Below are 18,863 nucleotides of genomic sequence, written 5' to 3' on the forward strand. Positions count from 1 at the left end.
GTCAATTTACAATATAGTGGTTCGCGATATGGAAAGCGTGACCACCAAAATCGAGGGATCGGGAGGACTCTCCCTTGCCGCAGAAGTGGTCGGTGACGACAGCGCGATGCCCGTCCTGCTCGCGCACGGCGGTGGGCAGACTCGCCGCGCTTGGAAGCGGGTAACTGGTGATCTGGCCACGGCTGGCTACCGCGCGATTGCCATTGATATGCGCGGTCATGGCGACAGCGATTGGTCTCGTAGCGGAGCATACGAAATGCGTGACTTCGCCTCCGATCTCGTTGCTATCGCTTCGAAGCTAGATCGCAAGCCAGCCCTCGTGGGTGCCTCTCTTGGCGGGCTTTCCGGGATTATTGCCGAAGGACACCTCGCCCCCGAAAGCTTTGCATCGCTAACCCTTGTTGACATTGCTCCGCGCATGGAGGCGGGCGGCGTGATGCGCGTAGTGGGCTTCATGGAAGAACATGTCGACCGGGGCTTTTCTTCACCTGAAGAGGCGGCAGAAATTATCGCCCGCTACATGCCCCATCGCCAAAAACGCGGTGCAGGCGAAGGTCTGCGCCGCTATTTGCGGCAGAAGGAAGATGGCCGCTACTATTGGCATTGGGACCCTGCGTTCATCCGCAATATCATGACCGCCAAGCGAAGCGATCCGACCCATCAGGAACGGCAGTTCGATATGCTGAGCGATGCAGCAAGTCGGCTTTCCTTGCCGCTTCACCTCATTCGCGGCGGATCGAGTGATCTGGTTTCCGAAGACGCAGTGACACATCTGCGCGGTCTCGTTCCGCACATGGAATACACCGACATCGCCGATGCGACCCATATGGTGGTGGGTGATGCGAACGATGCCTTCTCGATTGCTATCGTCAATTTCCTGATGCGCCAGCACAGCCCCGAAGGGCCGGTTTCATGAATCAGAATCATGTCCCGATTGATCGTGAGCGCCTTGATGAGATGTTGCGGATTGCCCCGTTTCACCGATGGCTCGACCTGAAGATTCGGTCCGTTACGCGCGATCAACTCGAGATCGAAATGCCCTGGCGTGACGAGATTGTTTCCAACCCGATGATCGGTTCGGCTCATGGAGGGGTTCTCGCGTCATTGATCGACCTCACAGGGCTTTATGCCCTGCTTGCGCACGGTGTGACCGCGAAGGCGACCGCTGATCTGAGGGTCGACTATCATCGACCGGCGACCTCTGGACCGCTGATCGCGACTGGTCAGGTGGTAAAGGCCGGAAGGCAATTCTCGGTTGCCGAGACCAGTGTCACAGGGCCCGATGGCAAGCTGCTCGCCAGCGGCAGAGGTGCCTACATATGCTAGCGCGCCTTGCTCTTGGTGTGTTGGCTGTGTTTGCGCTGACTTTGGCTGGCTGTTCAGGCAAAACTGAGGGGGATGAGACTGCGCCAGAAGCTCAGGCAGAGCCGCGCGAAGTTACGACGGCGATGGTCGAATCCCAACCGTTCGCTGAACCAGTTAAGGCATTCGGCACGATTGCAGCCCAACAGCGCAGTGCAATTGGTGCGCTTACCGAAGGGCCGGTGGAACGAATTTTCGTCAAGGTCGGCGACAGGGTATCTCGCGGACAAGCGCTGTTTCGTATCCGCCAGGCCGACTATCAGCGTCGCGTAGTTGAAGCACAGGCAGCAGTCGATCTGACAAATGCGCAAGCGATTGAGGCTGAAAGGCGTTACGAGCGCGTTATGGCCCTTGCCCCAAAGGGGTTCGTTTCGAAAGCCCAGGTTGACGCAGCTGAGACGGAGCTGGCTGTAGCGCGGGCGCAGAAGGCACAGGCTCAGGCGGCCCTCGGCACCGCACAGCAGGCATTGGCCGACACAATCACGCGCGCGCCATACGATGGGGTAGTAACCGCGCGGATGGTCGATGAAGGTGTATACCTCAACAATCGCTTTTCGATGGGAGGGCAATCAGCCGCGCTGGAATTGCAAGAGCTCGGGATCGTTGCCGCCATCGTCAACGCGCCGCAAGAATATGTCGATGCGTTTCGACGCAACATGCCAGCGCGGGTCTACATTGAAGGATTCGAGCAGCCATTCGACAGTACCGTGTACATCATCAACGACCGGGTCGATCCTGAAAGCCGGATGGTCGAACTGCGGCTGCCGATCCGTAATCCCGATTACCGCATCAGTTCAGGGCTGGCAGTCAGAGCCGAGATCTCGGTGCCGCCAGTGCAAGCGATCGTTTTGCCCCGCCCGGCAATACTCGGCGACAGTGCTGCAGCCTACGTCTTTGTGGTCGTAAACGGAAAGGCACAGCGCCGGGAAGTTGCGTTCGAGAGTATCGATCTCGATCAGGTGCGTATCCGTTCAGGTCTGGAACCCGGAGACGAGGTTATTCTCGATCCTCCGGCCACCTTGCGGAATGACGAGCCGGTCAAATCACGCCGAACCCGCGGCGCAAGCTGATATGTGGCTTGCAGACGTTTCGATCCGGCGACCGGTATTCGCGACGATGCTGATCGCTTCGCTCGTCGTACTTGGCTTGGTCTCGTTCAACCGGCTCGGGGTCGACCTCTTTCCTGAGGTAGAGTTTCCATACGTCTCTGTAACAACCGCTCTTCCCGGCGCTTCTCCGGGCACCATGGAAACCGAAGTAACCGACGTCATAGAGGAACAGCTCAATACGATCGCCGGCTTGCGCCAGATGCGATCGATTAGCGCCGAAGGTGTAAGCATCGTCAATCTCGAGTTCGAGCTGGAGGAGGATGCCGACCTCAAGGCGCAGGAAGTACGCGACAAGATGTCGCGGCTCGCGGCCGATCTGCCTGACGATTCCGAACCGCCGGTGATCGAGAAGGTTGATCCCGATGCCGCGCCGATCCTGTCGGTTCTCCTGTCAGGCGACATGCCCATCCGCGACCTGACCACTTTTGCAGATGAGGAGGTGAAAGAGCGATTGCAGCGCGTGCCCGGCGTCGGTTCGGTCGAGCTGGTTGGCGGGAGAGAACGCGAAATGCGCATATGGCTCGATGCGGCTACGATGCGCGCGCGTGGAGTAACGGCAGACGATGTGCTCGGCGCGATCCAACGCGAGAATGCTGAGCTGCCGGGCGGGCGCCTGGTTACCGAGGGGCGTACGCGCCAGTTCGGCATCCGCACCCTTGCCGAAGCACGAACGGCGGCGGAATTTGCCGCAATACCCATCCTTTACCGGCCCAATGGACAGACTGTTCGGATCGGCGATGTAGGGCGGGTCGAGGACTCCATTGAGGACGAGGAGAGCTATGCCCAGCTCGATGGGGAACCGGGCGTTGTTCTCGAAGTCCGCAAGCAAAGCGGCGAGAACACGGTCGCGGTGGCAGAACAGATCCGCGCAGAAATCGAAAGCATCCGGACCACCGCTCCCGAGGGCGTCAATTTCATCATCGCTCGCGACACATCTCGCTTCATTGAACAGGCCATTGGCGACGTGCTGTTCGACCTCTTCATTGCCGTGGTGTTGGTGGTGGCGGTGACATTCCTGTTTCTCCTTAGCTGGCGCGCAACTGTCATCGTGCTGCTCGCCATTCCGACCTCGATTGTCGCAACCTTTGTTGCCTTCGCGGCTTTCGATTTCACCGTTAACATGGTCACGCTACTAGCTCTGACTGTCGCTATCGGGTTGTTGGTCGACGATGCCATCGTTGTGGTCGAGGCGGTCCAGAACGACGTCGATGAAGGGAAAGATGCGACCGAAGCCGCCCACACTGCAACCAGACGAGTGGCCTTGGCTGTGCTGGCTGGCACATTCGCGACGCTCGCGGTTTTTGTGCCGATCGCCTTCATGGAAGGAATTGTTGGTCGTTTCTTCTTTCAATACGGTCTGGCAATCGTCTTTTCGGTCAGCGTGTCGATGCTGGTCGCCTTCACGCTCACACCAGCACTATCGGCAAGGTTGCTGCGCCCCGAACATGCGGAAAGTGGCTGGCTCGGACGCATTGAACGGTTCCATATCGGGATGCGTCAACGCTACGAAAGGCTGGTCTCTTGGGCGATCAACCGCCGTTATCTCGTGCTTGGGGGCGCGCTCGCTAGCGTGCTGATCGGCGGATTTTTTGCCGCGCTCGTTCCAAGCACCTTCATGTCCACCACGGACCGATCCGAGTTCCTTGCGACGGTTAAGCTCCCTCAGGGCACAGGGGTTTCCGAGGCGAAGAAGGCGGCAGAGCAGGTCGATTCCTCGCTGCGCCAGAATCCGGAAGTCGAACTCGTTTTCGTGAGTGCAGGCAGCGGAACCAATCCGAAGATCAACGAGCTGGATGTCTATATCGGGCTGAGCCCCAAGCGGTCGCGCGAGGCGACGCAGGACGACGTGATGACCTTCGCGCGGAACGAGATACTGGGAGATGTTCCGGCCGCACGGGAGGTGTCCGTGGAGGAGGTTCCATGGGTATCGGGCGCCGGGGTCGGACAGACTGCAATTGAATTGATCATAACCGGACCTGACACCGCAGCCATCAACGAATACGCGCGGTGGCTGGAGGGCGAGCTGGCCGCACGATCCGAATTTGTCGACGTACGCTCGTCTTACGAAGGTGGCAGGCCGGAACTGCAGATCGTCCTCGACCGCGACCGAGCCGCCGATCTCGGGATTTCGGCGCGCAGCCTGGCCGCCGCATCGCGAACGCTGGTTGGCGGAAGCGATGCAGGCACGTTCGAGGCTGATGGACGTCGCTATGACATTCGCGTTCGTTTGGAGGAAAGGGAACGACAGGGGCTTGGCGATGTCGAGGCAATTCCGCTCAGGACCGGACAGGGCACGCTAGTCGATCTGGCTGCCATTGCCGATGTTGACGTTGCGTTGAGCGCTGCGGAAATCGAGCGCATCGATCGATCGCGCCAGATTTCAGTGCTCGCCAATACGGCTCCCGGTGTGGCGCTGAGCGTTGCCGTGGCTGATGTGGAAGAGTTGCTCACCGCCAATCCGCCACCTGCCGGCTTGGCGACGCGAATGGAAGGCACTGCCCGTCGCCTCGCCGAAACCAGCGAGGCGATTATCTTTGCATTCGCGCTCGCAATCGTCGCGCTCTACATCGTGCTCGCCAGCCAGTTCAACAGCTTCGGGCAACCCATCATTATTATGCTTACGGCACCACTGTCGTTCTCCGGCGCCTACTTCCTGATGTGGGCGGCGGGCCAGGAAATGAGCCTGTTCGCACAAATCGGCATGATCGCTCTGATGGGGATTGTGATGAAGAACGGTATCTTGCTGGTCGATCTCGCCAATCGGTATTGCGAAGCTGGTAAGGATGCGGCTTCTGCAATGCGCGACGCCGCGCCAGAACGCTTACGACCCGTCCTCATGACCGCGCTTGCGGCCGTATTCGGGATGCTGCCAGTAGCGCTGGCGCAGTCAGATGCAGCCGAGTGGCGCAATGCTATGGGCTTCATCATCATCGGCGGGTTGACCACTTCGACTTTCCTGACGCTGCTGGTTGTCCCGGCTGCCTACGCGGCAGCCTCGGACTTACGAAGTGTCGTGACCAATTTCCGATCCCAGTTTTTGCAGAGACCTTCGTAGGAAGGAGCGCTGGCTTCGTCGTTACCATTTTTTGTGATCAGCGCGCGGTCGAACAGATATTGTCCGCTTTCCACCCTCATTATGAGACGTTGGCGATCTATCAGAATGTCCGCTATCAGGATTGCGCAGAAGCTATCTTAATGTCTTAAATGAGGGCGCAAATCGGAAGCACCTTCTCGGCAGGACTGGTTGCTCACGCTCTGATTGTGGAGTGGGCAAATGCTTCCCTAGATCAGTCAGTGCATTCGACTGGCACCACTCGTGCACATTGGAACTTGACAGGCACACCGTACGCAGTAGCACTGCTGTGTTTTGGGAAAAAGTGCAATAAAATCAGTGCGCGAAACGCTCAAGGTGCTCGGTAGAGAGGGCGCTATTGAATGCCGCCCGGTCCCCGCAAATGACAGTATTTCCAAGGGTTCCGGGGGCAGTTTGGACAGGGGCGAATGCCATATGGTCCCCAAACGTCGAATGTCTGCGCGCAGAGCGCTTCTTGATGGCAATTTTGCCCGTCGCAAATTGCCGCTGCGCGAGCGCGAATATTGCATCTGGGACACCGAACTTGCAGGCTTCGGTCTGCGCGTGAGGCCGAGCGGGAATTACTTCTGGTTCGTTCGCTTGCGCCATCGCGGTAAGCATCGCCGCATCACCCTTGGCCGAACCGACGAGCTTGAGGCGGAGCTGGCGAGGGCGCAGGCCCGTCGCATCCTTGCCGAAGCCGCGCTCGATGGATTGCCCAAGCGCGCAGTGGTGAAGGCCACTCCGACGATGACGGATTTCGTTGAGGCCAATTGGGATGATCTTTCGCGCGTCTGGAAGCCATCGACCACAAAGCGGAACTGGAATGCGTGGCGGCTCACCATCAAGCCCACATTTGGTGACACGCGCGTAGCGGACATCCTCCCACCAGACATCCACCGCTGGCGCGATGGATGCGCGGGAGAGAGCGAGGTGAAGTTCAACCGCGCCGTGCCCGTTCTGTCAGCGCTGTTCAAATATGCCGAAGCGCTCAAGATGCGTCGGCCAGGTTCGAACCCCTGCCGAGGCATGCCGCGCTACAAGCGGCAAAGCGTCGAACGTTATTTGACGCCAGCCGAGTATCGCAGGATCGGAGCGGCATTGCGTGAGGCTGAGGAAGACCGACCGGCAGAGGTCGCAATCGCTCGCCTGCTCTTGTTCACCGGCGCGCGCGTGGGCGAAATCGAGAATCTGCGCTGGGAGTGGGTGATGCCGCCCCGACTGCTGCTGCCAGACAGCAAGACCGGCCCCAAGGTGATTTGGCTCAACACGCAGGCGCAGGATGTCCTTGCCGGGATCGAGCGGCGCGAGGATTGCGAGCTGGTATTCCCGAACCGTACTGGCAAACGCCCGCTCAACTTCGATACGTGGTGGTACAGCTTTCGGCGGCGATGCGCTTTGCCTGACGTTCGCATCCACGACCTGCGCCATAGCTTCGCTTCGACCGCGATCATGGACAACGTGCCGCTATCGACCATCGGCAAGCTGCTGGGCCACAAACTGGTCGAGACAACCGCCAAATATGCGCATCTGTCCGATGACGTGATCGGCGAAGCCGCCGAGCGGGTATCAGGCTCGCTGGCGCAGGCGATTGGCCTAAGGCCATGACCGCCGCCAGTCTCAAGAAGATCGTCGAGGAGGCGCTTGCCGAGGTTGGGGCAACCGTCAACTTCAAGCTCGTTCCCAAAGGCAAGGCGCGCACCACGACCTGGCTCGGTGTCGAGCACGGCTTTGGCATCCGCCACTATCCGAGCGGTCGCAATGTCTACATCGTCCAGACCCGCATGGCAGGTCGTATGCGCACCGTGACAATCGGGCCTGCGTCGGTCCTCACGCGCTACCAGGCGCAAATGGTTGCGCGCCGCGTAATCGCTTACGCGCAGGTCGGTCGCGATCCGGCGACCGAACGTCAACGAATCCGGTCCGCTCCGAGCTTCGCCGAATTCGTGACCGAGTATTGGGATCGCTGGGCACCACGCTGGAAAGCATCGACCCTGGAAACGCACACCGGCTACCGCCGCCGCTATCTCGATGACGCCTTTGCTGGGGTCTACATCGACGAACTCAACGAGGGCCATGTGACGAGCTGGTTTGCGGACCTCAACAATCGGACCGGGCCGGGAGCGTCAAACCGAACCTTTGAAATCCTCAAGCACATGCTGAACAAGGCCGAGGAATGGGGCTACCGGCTCGAAAACACCAACCCGTGCCGCTCCGTCCGGCCCAACCGCAAGCGCCAGTGCGAGCGCTTCCTTACCAATGATGAGCTGGCCCGTCTGGGTGCGGAGTTGGCGAAGCTGCGATCATCGGACGACCGCACGAAGCAATGCGCGGGTGCGGCTATCACGCTGTTGCTGCTGACAGGTTGCCGGAAGAGCGAAATCCTCACGCTCGAATGGAGCGACATCAAGGGCAACCGACTGCACTTGCGCGACAGCAAGACCGGACCACGAACGGTATGGCTGGGCTCGGCAGCCCGCGAAGTAATTGGCACGCTACCGCGCTTCGAGAGGATTCCATACCCGTTCTGGAATTACAGCTACCGCAAGCCGCTGCGGTGCGTGAATGGATTCTGGCGCAGGCTCAGAGACGAAGCCGGACTACCCGGCGTTCGCATCCACGACCTGCGTCACACCTATGCCAGCCACGCGGCGATGAACAAGGAAACCTTGCCGATGATCGGGCGTCTGCTCGGCCATGCCAATGTGCAGACGACTGCTCGATATGCTCACCTCGATGACGAGCATTTGCTTGATGCAGCACAGAAAATAGGAGATGCGATCAAAGACATGCTTGCGCGCGCCTAGATAAAGTCAGATTGAAATCGCTATGAATACTATAGCCCCGTACAAGTAAGTCAAATCGTTGCCTCTCAAGTCACCCGGGCCGGCTAACGAAATCGAAGCGTGATCTGGCTTTCCGCCGAGAGCCTCAGCTGGTTGATCGAGAGCTTGTTTTCCGGAAGGTCGCCAAGCGTTGACCGAACTTCGCCGGAGACCGCTTGCTGAATTGCATAGGTACCGCGATAGCCACGACCGGCAAGGTCGCTGGCCATGGTGAGCACGTCCTCCTCGTCAAGCAAGTCGCTGTGTACGGTCGTGCGCACCTCGAATGGGACCGTGTTCTGGCTGCACAACAGGTCCAGCGTCGATGAAAACCGGGAACAGCCTTTGACGCCGGTCACACGCTGAAACTTGGTAGGCGGCGCCTTATAATCGAGCGCGATCCAGTCGAGCAATCGCGCTTCGAGCAATCGGGCGACCACATCGGGACGCAGACCGTTGGTGTCGAGCTTGAGGGCAAATCCCATCGCTTTGACCTTCACCGCGAAATCGAACAGCCCGCGCCAACTCGTCGCCTCCCCGCCGGAAAGCACAACGCCATCGAGCAACCCCCGACGTCTGGTGAGGAACGCAAAAATTTCCTCCTCGCCTATGCTGCCTTGTCCCAGCACGATTTGAGGGTTGTGGCAGTATCCGCAACGCATGTTGCAGCCTGCAACCCAGATGATACAGGCGACCCGGTCCGGAAAATCCAGCATCGTAAAGGGGGTCAGCCCGTGAAACGGGACGGCGGCACGCCTTTCGACGTGCCGTCTGCCCTCCGGCAATGTTGCAACCGATTCCATCTCAGTGCGGTGATGCAAAGAGGTCGCCGATCATCGCGGCAGCTTCGGTGAAATGGCGGCGCTCGCGGTGTTCGCCGCTTTTGCCCTTGTTGAAGCTGTCCACGGGACGGAAGTATCCCATCACCCGGGTCCAGACTTTAGTCCTTTCACCGCATTTGGGGCATTCCGGTTGCTCGCCCTGCAAGTAGCCATGTGTGTCGCAGACCGAGAAAACCGGCGTCAGCGTGACGTAAGGCAGTCGATAATTGGTCAGCACCTTCTTCAGGAAGTTCCGCGCGGCATCGGCACTCGACAGTTTCTCGCTCATGTAGAGATGGAGCACCGTGCCTCCAGTATACTTGCACTGCAGGTCATTCTGTAGCTCGAGCGCTTCAAAGGGATCGTCGGTGTGATCGACCGGGATCTGCGACGAATTGGTGTAGTAGATGTTCTCCCTGCCGCCTGCCTGCAGGATATCGGGAAACCGCTTCTGGTCTTCTTTGGCAAAACGATAGGTGGTGCCTTCGGCCGGGGTGGCTTCGAGGTTGTACAGATTGCCGGTCTGTTCCTGATATCCGACCAGCTTCGCACGCATATGGTCGAGGATGTCCAGCGCCATCTGTATCCCATCCGGCTCGGTCAGGTCAGAGGCGTCCTTGGTGAAGTTGCGCACCATTTCGTTCATCCCGTTGACCCCGATGGTCGAGAAATGGTTGCGCAAGAAGGGCAGATAGCGGGCGGTGAAGGGGTACAATCCCCGATCGTACATCTGCTGGACGAAAGCGCGCTTCTTCTCGAGCGTTGACTTCGCGATATCCATCAACCGGTCGAGTTCATCCATCAGGGCTGGCAGATCGCCTTTGAAGCGATAGCCGAGTGCGGCCATGTTGATGGTCACGACGCCGAGCGAACCGGTCATTTCAGCCGACCCGAAGAGGCCATTTCCGCGTTTCAGAAGCTCGCGCAGATCGAGCTGGAGGCGGCAGCACATCGATCGCACCGCGCCCGGCGAATAGGCTTCGGGGTTGGGGCGTCGCTCCCCGGTTTCCGGATCACGGATATACTGGCTGCCGATGAAGTTCTGAAAATAGGAGGATCCGACCCTCGCCGCGTTCTCGAAGATCGCGGTGGCTACCTTGCTGTCCCAGTCGAAATCCTCGGTGATGTTCACGGTTGGGATCGGGAAGGTAAAGGGTTGGCCGGTCGCATCGCCTTCGGTCATCACCTCATAATAGGCGAGATTGATCAGCTCCATCTCCGGAGCGAAGTGGGAAAACGTCATGTCTTCCAGCGATCGCAAACCCATGTCCCGGGCCTGTGCCCGTGCAAGCAGGGTGTCATCCTCGATCCCGGCGAAGAGGTGGCGATCCCGATAGGTCGGATAGAGCCTGCGCAAGTCTTCGGGCACCACGATGTCGAGCGTAATGTTCGTGAACGGAGATTGCCCCCAACGCGCCGGCACATTGAGGTTGTAAACGAACTGCCGGATCGCCTTTTTCACTTCGGCGAATGTCAGATTATCGTAGAAGACGTAGGGCGCCAGATAAGTGTCGAAACTCGAAAACGCCTGCGCGCCGGCCCATTCCGATTGCAGGATGCCGAGGAAGTTGCTCATCTGGCCAAGCGCTTCGCGGAAATGTCGTGGCGGGCGAGACGAGACGCGCCCGGCTACACCGTTGAACCCGTCGTTCAGCAGTGCGCGCAATGACCACCCGGCGCAATACCCGGTCAGGCAGTCGAGATCGTGGATATGGATGTCACCCTGCCGGTGCGCCAGGCCCTCCTCGGGCGCGTAGACTTCGTCGAGCCAGAAATTGGCGATCACCTTGCCCGCGACGTTGCTGATGAGGCCGGCGTGCGAATAGCCGACATTGGCGTTGGCCTTGATCCGCCAGTCGGCACCCGAGATATACTCACCGACGGTTTCGGAGCAGTTGATTTCGCGGCCACCCCGGAGTGCGTCACGAATGCCTACTTGGTCATACGAACGATCATTCGCTGCATGCGCTTCGCAAGCACTTTCGTTCTTCAGTTTCAGCGTCATGGTTCCATTCTCTCCCTGATCCGAACCAGCTCTTGGCGAGCGGCTTAGACACAACATGTAGTGTTAGTTATGGAATCCTAGGCACAAGATAGGAAGATTGGATTGATAAATGTCAAACCGATGAAATTTTCTCGATGGAGCGTTTCGGGCGAGTTTCGCGGCATCAAGGAATAGTCATGCGATCCCCAGATCAGGCCCGGGTGCCCCCCCTTATGGTAGGATCGCATTCTTGATTTCGGTCAAAGCCTTAGCCGTATCGCTGACCTATCCGCGCGGCACATGTGACGATGCCTCGCGCTTTGGGCGCGCATCGTGGACCTGCGGAGAAACGGATTGTCGGAGACAGTGGCGACGGCGTTGCTCAAGGCGCTCAAGGATCGCGGAGCGGACCGGGTTTTCGGAATTCCCGGTGATTTTGTCCTGCCTTTCTTTCGCGCCATCTCCGAGACCGACATTCTGCCTCTGCACACGCTGAGCCATGAACCCTCGGTCGGTTATGCGGCGGATGCCGCCAGCCGGATCGGGAGCAGTTTGGGCGTTGCGGCTGTCACCTACGGTGCCGGTGCCCTCAACATGGTGAACGCCGTGGCTCAGGCCTATGCTGAGAAATCGCCCCTGGTGGTCATTTCGGGAGCGCCGGGCGCGCAGGAGGGGGTCTTGGGGCTGGGCCTGCACCACCAGGTCAAGAGCCTCAACTCCCAATTCGAAGTTTTCCGCGAATTGACGTGTGCCCAATGCACTCTCGACGATCCGGCAATCGCACATCAAGAGATCGCGAGAGTGCTCGACACCGCCATCAGCCTGTCGCGACCGGTCTATATCGAGTTCCCTCGCGATCTTGTCGACATGCCGTGCGCATCAGTGCCTCCAATGCATCTGCCGCCCCCTGACCTTGATAGTGCGCGAACCTGCGCCAGCGAGATCATCAGCAAGCTACGGGCGGCTTCGTCCCCTGCAATCCTCGTTGGCGTTGAAGCGCGCCGATACGACCTCGAAGACAGGATCGCCGAGCTATGCCGGACCCTGTGCATTCCGGTTGCGACAAGCTTCATGGGCAGAGGGCTGTTTGCAACCAAGGAATTGCCACTGCTCGGCACCTATCTTGGTTCTGCCGGAGATCCTGAGGTTGCCGAAACAGTTGAAGGCGCAGATTGTCTGCTGATGCTGGGGGTGATTGTTTGCGACACGAATTTTGGCGTGTCCGGCCGCGAGATCGATATGCGGGCATCGATCCGCGCGCTCGATCGCACTGTGGTGTTCGCTCACCACATCTACCCAGACGTCACACTCGAAGCACTGATCGACGCGTTGACCGAAATCGCCGAGCCGATCGGGGCGGCCAGATCGGCGAGCGGTGCATCCTACGTGGTTGGCTTGCCCGACGACGCGACGCGGCTGGCACCGTCGCATATCGCCATCGGCATCAACGACCTGTTCGAAACTCATGGGCCAATGCCGATGGCCGCCGATGTCGGAGACTGCCTGTTCATCGGCCTGGAAGTCGCCGATACCGAATTGGTTGCGCCAGGATACTACGCTTCGATGGGAACGGGCGTCCCCGCGGGGCTTGCCATCAACGCTGTGACAGGTCGTCGCCCGATCGTGCTCGTCGGCGATGGCGCATTCCAGATGACCGGCTGGGAACTCGGAAATTGCCAACGCTATGGCTGGTCACCGATCGTTATCGTTCTCAACAATCAGGGCTGGGGGATGCTCCGCAGTTTCGCGGCAGCCGACGCTTACACCGACCTCGCCGATTTCCACTATGCCGATCTGGCGCAATCGCTGGGCGGGAAGGGAGACCGGGTTGAGACCTGCTCCGAACTCGCCGAGGCGCTGAAGAGAGCGGTCGAAGAAGAGGGCGGCTTCTACCTGATCGAAGCGATGCTGCCGCGTGGCAGCACGTCTGCTGCATTGCAACGCTTTACGCAGGCCATAAGGCGGATTTCGGCGCTGGCGAATGAATAGCGGCCGCCGCGCCATCGCGCCTCGTTGCATCAGCCGATTGCTGGCTTTGCCCGTTCGAAAATGACGCGTGAGTCGATAACGGCGTCCGATCCGCCATAGGCCAGCGATGGGCTCACAAGCCGTAAACGACAGAACGCCTCGGCAACCGGGCTTTGCGCACTAATCAGCGCCGCTGCCTGTGCCCCCAGCGCCAACCTCTCGACCATATTGCGTGCACGGTGCTCACCGCTGTCGCTGAATTCGAGCGACTCGATCCAGTGGTCGTATGACGGGTGTTTGCCGCGTGCCTCTTCGAGAAACTCCCGTAAGGAGTCGAGCGCATCGGGTTCGCGTGCTATCGCTCGCAAGACATCAAGCGCGATGACGTTGCCCGACCCTTCCCAGATTGCATTCAGAGGTGATTGCCGGAAGAAGCGCGGCATCGGTCCGTCCTCGACATAGCCGCCGCCACCAAGGCATTCCATCGCTTCATACACCATGCCCGGCGCGCGCTTGCAGACCCAGTACTTGGAGATCGGTGTCAGCAGACGGGCCAGCGGTTCCTGGCGGTCGAATGCGGCTGCGACACGGAACGCTAGTGCGGTTGCTGCTTCGCTCTCCACGGCAAGGTCCGCCAGAACAGCGGCCATCGCGGGCTGGTCCGCCAGGATGCGTTGGAACGCCGTGCGATGGCTGGTGTGCCATATGGCCTCGGCCAACGCGGCGCGCATCGTCGCAGCGGAGCCGACAATGCAATCCAGTCGGGTATGCTGAACCATCTGGATGATCGTTGCCACCCCGCGCCCCTCCTCTCCAACCCGCTCCGCATAGGCATCGTGATATTCGATCTCCGATGAGGCATTCGAGCGATCGCCCAATTTGTTCTTGAGGCGCATGATGCGAAAACCGGCATTGCGTTCGCCATCCGGCGTCCACCTGGGGACAAGGAAACAGGTTAACCCCGCTTCGGTGTAGGCCAAGGTAAGAAAGGCGTCGCACATCGGTGCTGAACAGAACCATTTATGCCCGGTGAGCCGGTATGCTTCGTCTCCCGCCCGAGCTTTGGTGGTGTTCGCGCGGACGTCCGAGCCGCCTTGCTTTTCGGTCATGGCCATCCCGATTGTGACGCCCGCCTTCTCCGATGCAGGCCGGACTGCCGGATCGTAGCGCGAGGCAGTAATCCTGGGGATCCAGACATTTTCCATGTCAGGATCGAGGCCGAGCGCTGCCACGGCTGCGTAAGTCATTGTCATCGGGCAACCGGTTCCGGCATCGGCCTGACCAACCAGAAAGCTCAACGCGGCGTGAAGCGTATGCCCTGCCTCTGTTCCATCCCAGGCGACCGCCGCCACTCCCTCGTCGAGTCCCAACGACATCAATTGATGATAGGAAGGATGGAACCGGATTTCGTCGATCCGGTGACCGAAGCGGTCATGAGTCTCGAGCCTAGGGGGATTCTGATTCGCGTCCTCGCCCCAGCCGATGACCTCGTCCGAGCCCGTCTTCTCGCCAAAACCATCGAGCCGTTCGGCGTGGCTGCCCGCTCCGGACCGGATCACGGCGTCTTGCAGCGCCCGATCCGAGCGGAACCGATTGAAGCCTATGAGAGGTGGAGGCTGATTGGTCACCTCGTGGGTCTCGGACCCCTTAGCGGGGTAGCGCAACTCCATAAGTTCGGTGCCTCCTTTTGGGCTCATTGTTTGCACACGCCTCTTGAATGGACGGCGACCGGCGTGAGGAACTCTGGTCAGGCCGTGGCGGCCTGGAACCGCGCATCGATCACTTCCCAATCGAGATTGGCCATGAAGGCGTCGAAATAACGCGCGGCAGCGGTGCCGTAGTCCATGTGATAGGAATGCTCATACATATCGAGCGCGATTAGCGGTACGCCCGCTACCGCGCCGTGCATGTGATCCCACGCCCAGTAGTTGTGTAATGAGCGTGTGTGCGCGTTCCACGTGAGGACGCACCATCCTGATCCGCCCGCCAGCGACATGGCGGTGCGGCGGAACTCGGCCTCCCAAGCTTCATAGTTGTCAAACCAACTGTCCAGCGCCTCGTAGATCGAGCCACCCGGATTGCCGTTCCCACCAAGCCCGGCGAAGTAGAGCTCATGCAGCACCAAAGAACCCGAGCGGTGCAGTTCCTCGCGCTTCAATCCGGAATAAGCGACGGTTGGATGGTCCGGGTCGGCCGTCGCGGCGGCGAGGCGCTTTTCGATGGTGTTCAGACCTCGGACCGAGCCCTGGTAATTGTTTTCCCAATGCGATGTAATGAGTCGTTCGGAAAGTCCGGTCAGATTAGCTGGATCGAAACGCAACGGCTTGGGCGTGTGATTGCCCGCAAAGGAAGCTGCAAGAACCTGGTCCTGCGCAACCGCCTCACTTGCAACCGCACCAGCCAGCGCCGCTCCCGCGACACCAACCGCCGCCGTTCCCATAGCTTCGCGTCTGGTTAGATTGCTCATCGAGGCAGACTCCCAACTTCACTCAATCAACAATAGAATGGGCCCATTGAGCGATTCTAAGAATATCTCGTCTCGTGTCATTGTCTCAGATCAAAGCGATTTCGACCCCGTCTCAATCCTCGAGGAAATCGACCGTCCCGCTATCGAGATGATAGAAGGCACCAACCACTTTGAGCGTGCCCTGGCGTTGCGGCGCGAGCAATGCGGGTGAAGCTTCCTCTCGCAGCTCTCTGACCACGCGCCGGACATTGCTGATCGCGGCGGCGTCGACGATGTGATCCGCCCAAGGATCTGTCTCAAGCACGGCTGGGAGCAGCGATTGCAAAACCTTGGAGATGTTTCCGGAGAAACTCGCCTTGCCCCTTGCAAGCGACACCGCGGCGTTGAGCGCGCCACAGGCTTCGTGCCCCATCACCACGATGAGCGGCACGTTGAGGTTCGTGACCGCGAATTCGAGGCTACCGAGTGCCGTCGTGCACAGCGTGTTGCCTGCGTTGCGGATAATGAAAAGCTCGCCCAGCCCGCGTTCAAAAAGCAGCTCTGGCGGGACGCGCGAATCCGAACAGCTCAGATAGGCCGCAAAGGGGCGCTGCGCCGCCGCAAGCTCGAGCCTCCGCATGCGGTCCATGGTCGGCTCATAGGTCGTATCATCGAGAAAGCGCCGGTTGCCTTCCTTCAAGAGTTCCAGAGCTTCATCGGGCGTAAGTTGCGGTAGCTCTTCCATTTGGTCTGATCATCCTTCGGTTTTCGCTGACAGCTCTTGAGCCATCCCATTCAGAGTATTCCATGAGCGCCGGCCATTGCACCAAGTGTCGTCAGGAGGGCGGCAATCGAAAGAACCTGATGCACCCGAACCATCAGGCGAAAATCACGTTCGGGTGTTTGTGAGTGCGCCATCCGTCGGTGCAAAAAAAGCGGTTCGGCAATGAACAGCATCACAAAGAACGCCATCCACAAGGCAAGCATCGCATGCATCCACCAGTAACCCGGCTCGGCAAAGCGCGACCACATTTCACCACGCCATGCCATCCAGAACCCGGAGGCGCCAGCCAGCAGGACCCATGCCTTGGCTTGAGCGGAAAAGCCCTGCTCGATGTGATGAAAGGAACTAAGCCTTTCTTCGGGTGGTTCAGATTTCGCGATGGCTGGCATCACTACGAATGTGACGAACCAGACTCCGCCGATCCAGCCGGCAATGGAGACGACATGCAGCGCGCGAGCAATAGTGAAGTCGTCGAAGATCATGGTCTTGCCTTCTAGCTCTTATCGTCTGCACAACTTTGATCAGCATCAAATACATCTCGGCTTGCGAGTCTATTCGGGCGATATGAAAACACACCTTCTCAGCCTTACGGCTGCTTCGCTGGCGACACTTTCGCCGACCGCCGCCTTCGCAGATGACGGCAATGGTCTGCCGATCGACCCCTACCTCGATTTGAGGTACCGACTCGAAGTGGTTGACCAGGAAAACCTGCCCGAAGATGCCACCGCGTCGACACTCAGGATCAGGGGCGGGGTCGAGACCGACGAGTGGAACGGTCTGAGCGCGCTGGTCGAAGGCGAGGCCGTGGTCCGGATAGGGCCAGAGGATTTTAACGACACCACCAACGGGTTGGTCCAGTTCCCGGTTGTCGCCGATCCTTCCGACGCTTTGCTCAACCGCGCTTTCGTGCGGTGGCGCCCTGATCCGGCGATCGAAGCGGTCGCCGGGCGGCAAAAGGTCAACCTCGACAATCAGCGCTGGATCGGTTCGGTCGACTGGCGCCAGAACGACCAGACATTCGACCTCGCACAGCTATCGGTGAAGCCCGTCGAAGGGGCATCGATTCAGTACTTCCATGCATGGCGGGTCAACCGGATCTTTGGGCCGGATTCCCCCAACGGAATCTGGCGGGATAACGATATCCACGCCGTCAATGCCAGCTACGCCATTCCGTCAGTCGGTGCGGTTTCTGCCTATGGCTACTTCCTCGATATCCCCGATGCGCCCGCCGCCAGCTCGCAAACACTGGGTTTGCGCCTTGCGGGCTCGCAGCCGGTAAGCGGCAGTACGAAAATCCTGTATGCCGCCGAATACGCCAACCAACGCGATCTGGGGCCGAATCCGGGCAATTTTTCGCTCGACTACCTGTTGCTCGAGCCAGGGGTTTCGACCGGTGGTTTCACCGCCAAGGTCGGCCTGGAGCGACTGGAAGGCAACGGATCGACCGGGCTGCAGACACCGTTGGCGACCCTGCACGCATTTAACGGCTGGGCCGACAAGTTCCTCGCCACGCCGCCAAACGGGCTGCGCGATTTCTATGGCGATGTGAGCTATCGTTTCGGCGACGGATCGCCTCTCAAGGGGTTGTTGTTGCGCGGTATCGTGCACGATTTCGACGCTACAGAGATCGAGCTGTCCTACGGACGCGAAGTGAACCTACTTGTAGTGTATCCGATAAAGAAGAACCTGACCGTTCTGGCGAAGTTCGCGCAATACGAAGCGGAAGGGTTCAGTGTCGATACCACAAAAGGATGGCTGCAAGTCCAGGTCAGTTTCTAACGCAGGTCCGGCGGCACCGGATCGGGCCGGGAATAGCGCTCAAGGCTTTCGCGGTCCTCGATCCTCACCCTTGAGCCATCGAGCGAGACGCCGTGTTTCCTGAGCGTACCGAAAGCGCGCGAGAGGTTTTCGGGCGTCATGCCAAGCAGCGAGGCGAGCAAGCGCTTTTCACCCTTGAGTTCGAACTCCCACTGCCCGCCTTGCCGGGCGGATTTCTCGAGCAAGTGATTGCCCAGCCGCTCGGCCGACTGCCGCACCTTCATGTCCGTTAGCGCGCGGACGAGATCGCGATAGCCATGTGCGAGCTCGTGCATGGTCGCCTGCATCAGGGCAGCATCATGTTGAATGGCTTCGCGCAGTCCTGATGCAGGAACGAGCAGGATGCGCGAGGATGCGAGCGTGCGTGCCGACATCAAATAGGGGGTGTCGGTTACGACGGCAGCGAGGATATAGCTTTCGACGGGTTCTACGATCCGCATTGTCGTATCTCGTCCGGCGCCTTCCACGAATAGTTCCACCAGCCCATCGACCAGGACATGCAGGAAGTCCGCATCCTGCCCCCTCTCGAACAGCGTAAGCTGGGGAGGGAATACCTGGAGATAGGCCCCAGCAAGGATCGTATCGCGCTGCGCTTCGCCCATGTCCCGAAACAGCGGAAGCCGAGCGATTTCAGGCTTCTCGCCGATTCTCATGACTGTCGAGACTCCAACTC

General features: G+C 59.5%; 15 protein-coding genes. 8 read left to right on the plus strand and 7 right to left on the minus strand.

Annotation, left to right across the window (positions count from 1 at the left end):
• Window positions 1-28: 28 nt before the first annotated feature.
• The 6 genes from A6F69_RS04985 (at window position 29) to A6F69_RS05010 (ending at window position 8,351) form a co-directional block, all read left to right on the plus strand.
• Complete coding sequence (locus tag A6F69_RS04985) at window positions 29-916, plus strand: alpha/beta fold hydrolase (protein WP_067598160.1); 888 nt, start codon at window positions 29-31, stop codon at window positions 914-916.
• Window positions 913-1,326 carry a hotdog fold thioesterase gene (locus A6F69_RS04990; protein WP_067598163.1) on the plus strand — a complete coding sequence of 138 codons (414 nt, stop codon included), beginning with the start codon at window positions 913-915 and terminating at the stop codon, window positions 1,324-1,326. The genes A6F69_RS04985 and A6F69_RS04990 overlap by 4 nt, the downstream gene beginning before the upstream one ends.
• The gene (locus tag A6F69_RS04995; protein ID WP_067598166.1) at window positions 1,320-2,432 is read left to right on the plus strand and encodes an efflux RND transporter periplasmic adaptor subunit; all 1,113 of its coding nucleotides are present in this window, start codon (window positions 1,320-1,322) and stop codon (window positions 2,430-2,432) included. Before A6F69_RS04990 ends, A6F69_RS04995 begins: the two co-directional genes overlap by 7 nt.
• 1 nt (window position 2,433) lies before the next feature.
• The gene (locus A6F69_RS05000; protein WP_245638292.1) at window positions 2,434-5,526 is read left to right on the plus strand and encodes an efflux RND transporter permease subunit; all 3,093 of its coding nucleotides are present in this window, start codon (window positions 2,434-2,436) and stop codon (window positions 5,524-5,526) included.
• A 471-nt stretch (window positions 5,527-5,997) separates the two neighbouring features.
• Window positions 5,998-7,152, plus strand: a complete 1,155-nt coding sequence (locus tag A6F69_RS05005; RefSeq protein WP_245638293.1) for a site-specific integrase — start codon at window positions 5,998-6,000, stop codon at window positions 7,150-7,152.
• Complete coding sequence (locus tag A6F69_RS05010; protein WP_067598176.1) at window positions 7,149-8,351, plus strand: tyrosine-type recombinase/integrase; 1,203 nt, start codon at window positions 7,149-7,151, stop codon at window positions 8,349-8,351. Before A6F69_RS05005 ends, A6F69_RS05010 begins: the two co-directional genes overlap by 4 nt.
• 83 nt (window positions 8,352-8,434) lie before the next feature.
• On the opposite strand, the gene A6F69_RS05015 is transcribed toward A6F69_RS05010, so the two are convergent.
• Window positions 8,435-9,172 carry an anaerobic ribonucleoside-triphosphate reductase activating protein gene (locus A6F69_RS05015; protein WP_067598179.1) on the minus strand — a complete coding sequence of 246 codons (738 nt, stop codon included), beginning with the start codon at window positions 9,170-9,172 and terminating at the stop codon, window positions 8,435-8,437.
• Between the two features lies 1 nt (window position 9,173).
• Complete coding sequence (locus A6F69_RS05020) at window positions 9,174-11,195, minus strand: ribonucleoside triphosphate reductase (protein WP_144573739.1); 2,022 nt, start codon at window positions 11,193-11,195, stop codon at window positions 9,174-9,176.
• Between the two features lie 333 nt (window positions 11,196-11,528).
• Between A6F69_RS05020 and ipdC the strand changes: the two genes are divergently transcribed.
• Window positions 11,529-13,163: an indolepyruvate/phenylpyruvate decarboxylase gene (gene ipdC / locus A6F69_RS05025; RefSeq protein WP_067598183.1), complete on the plus strand. Its 1,635-nt coding sequence runs from the start codon at window positions 11,529-11,531 to the stop codon at window positions 13,161-13,163.
• 29 nt (window positions 13,164-13,192) lie between these two features.
• Here the strand turns inward: ipdC and A6F69_RS05030 are convergent, their stop codons facing one another.
• The 4 genes from A6F69_RS05030 to A6F69_RS05045 all read right to left on the minus strand — a co-directional run bounded on the left by A6F69_RS05030 (window position 13,193) and on the right by A6F69_RS05045 (window position 16,854).
• Entirely contained in the window at window positions 13,193-14,770 is a 1,578-nt protein-coding gene (locus A6F69_RS05030; protein WP_245638294.1) for an acyl-CoA dehydrogenase family protein, read from the minus strand.
• Window positions 14,771-14,889: 119 nt separating this feature from the next.
• Window positions 14,890-15,609: a superoxide dismutase gene (locus A6F69_RS05035; RefSeq protein ID WP_067598186.1), complete on the minus strand. Its 720-nt coding sequence runs from the start codon at window positions 15,607-15,609 to the stop codon at window positions 14,890-14,892.
• A 112-nt stretch (window positions 15,610-15,721) separates the two neighbouring features.
• Window positions 15,722-16,333 carry a carbonic anhydrase gene (locus A6F69_RS05040; RefSeq protein ID WP_067598189.1) on the minus strand — a complete coding sequence of 204 codons (612 nt, stop codon included), beginning with the start codon at window positions 16,331-16,333 and terminating at the stop codon, window positions 15,722-15,724.
• Between the two features lie 50 nt (window positions 16,334-16,383).
• Window positions 16,384-16,854: a hypothetical protein gene (locus A6F69_RS05045; RefSeq protein WP_067598191.1), complete on the minus strand. Its 471-nt coding sequence runs from the start codon at window positions 16,852-16,854 to the stop codon at window positions 16,384-16,386.
• Window positions 16,855-16,936: 82 nt separating this feature from the next.
• On the opposite strand from A6F69_RS05045, the gene A6F69_RS05050 reads away from it, so the two are divergent.
• Complete coding sequence (locus A6F69_RS05050; RefSeq protein ID WP_067602518.1) at window positions 16,937-18,151, plus strand: hypothetical protein; 1,215 nt, start codon at window positions 16,937-16,939, stop codon at window positions 18,149-18,151.
• Here A6F69_RS05050 and A6F69_RS05055 read toward each other — a convergent pair.
• Window positions 18,148-18,843, minus strand: coding sequence for a helix-turn-helix domain-containing protein (locus A6F69_RS05055; protein WP_067598194.1), 696 nt, complete (start codon window positions 18,841-18,843; stop codon window positions 18,148-18,150). The genes A6F69_RS05050 and A6F69_RS05055 overlap by 4 nt on opposite strands.
• Window positions 18,844-18,863: the final 20 nt, after the last annotated feature.

The organism is Altererythrobacter ishigakiensis, assembly GCF_001663155.1.
Classification (GTDB): Bacteria; Pseudomonadota; Alphaproteobacteria; order Sphingomonadales; family Sphingomonadaceae; genus Erythrobacter; species Erythrobacter ishigakiensis.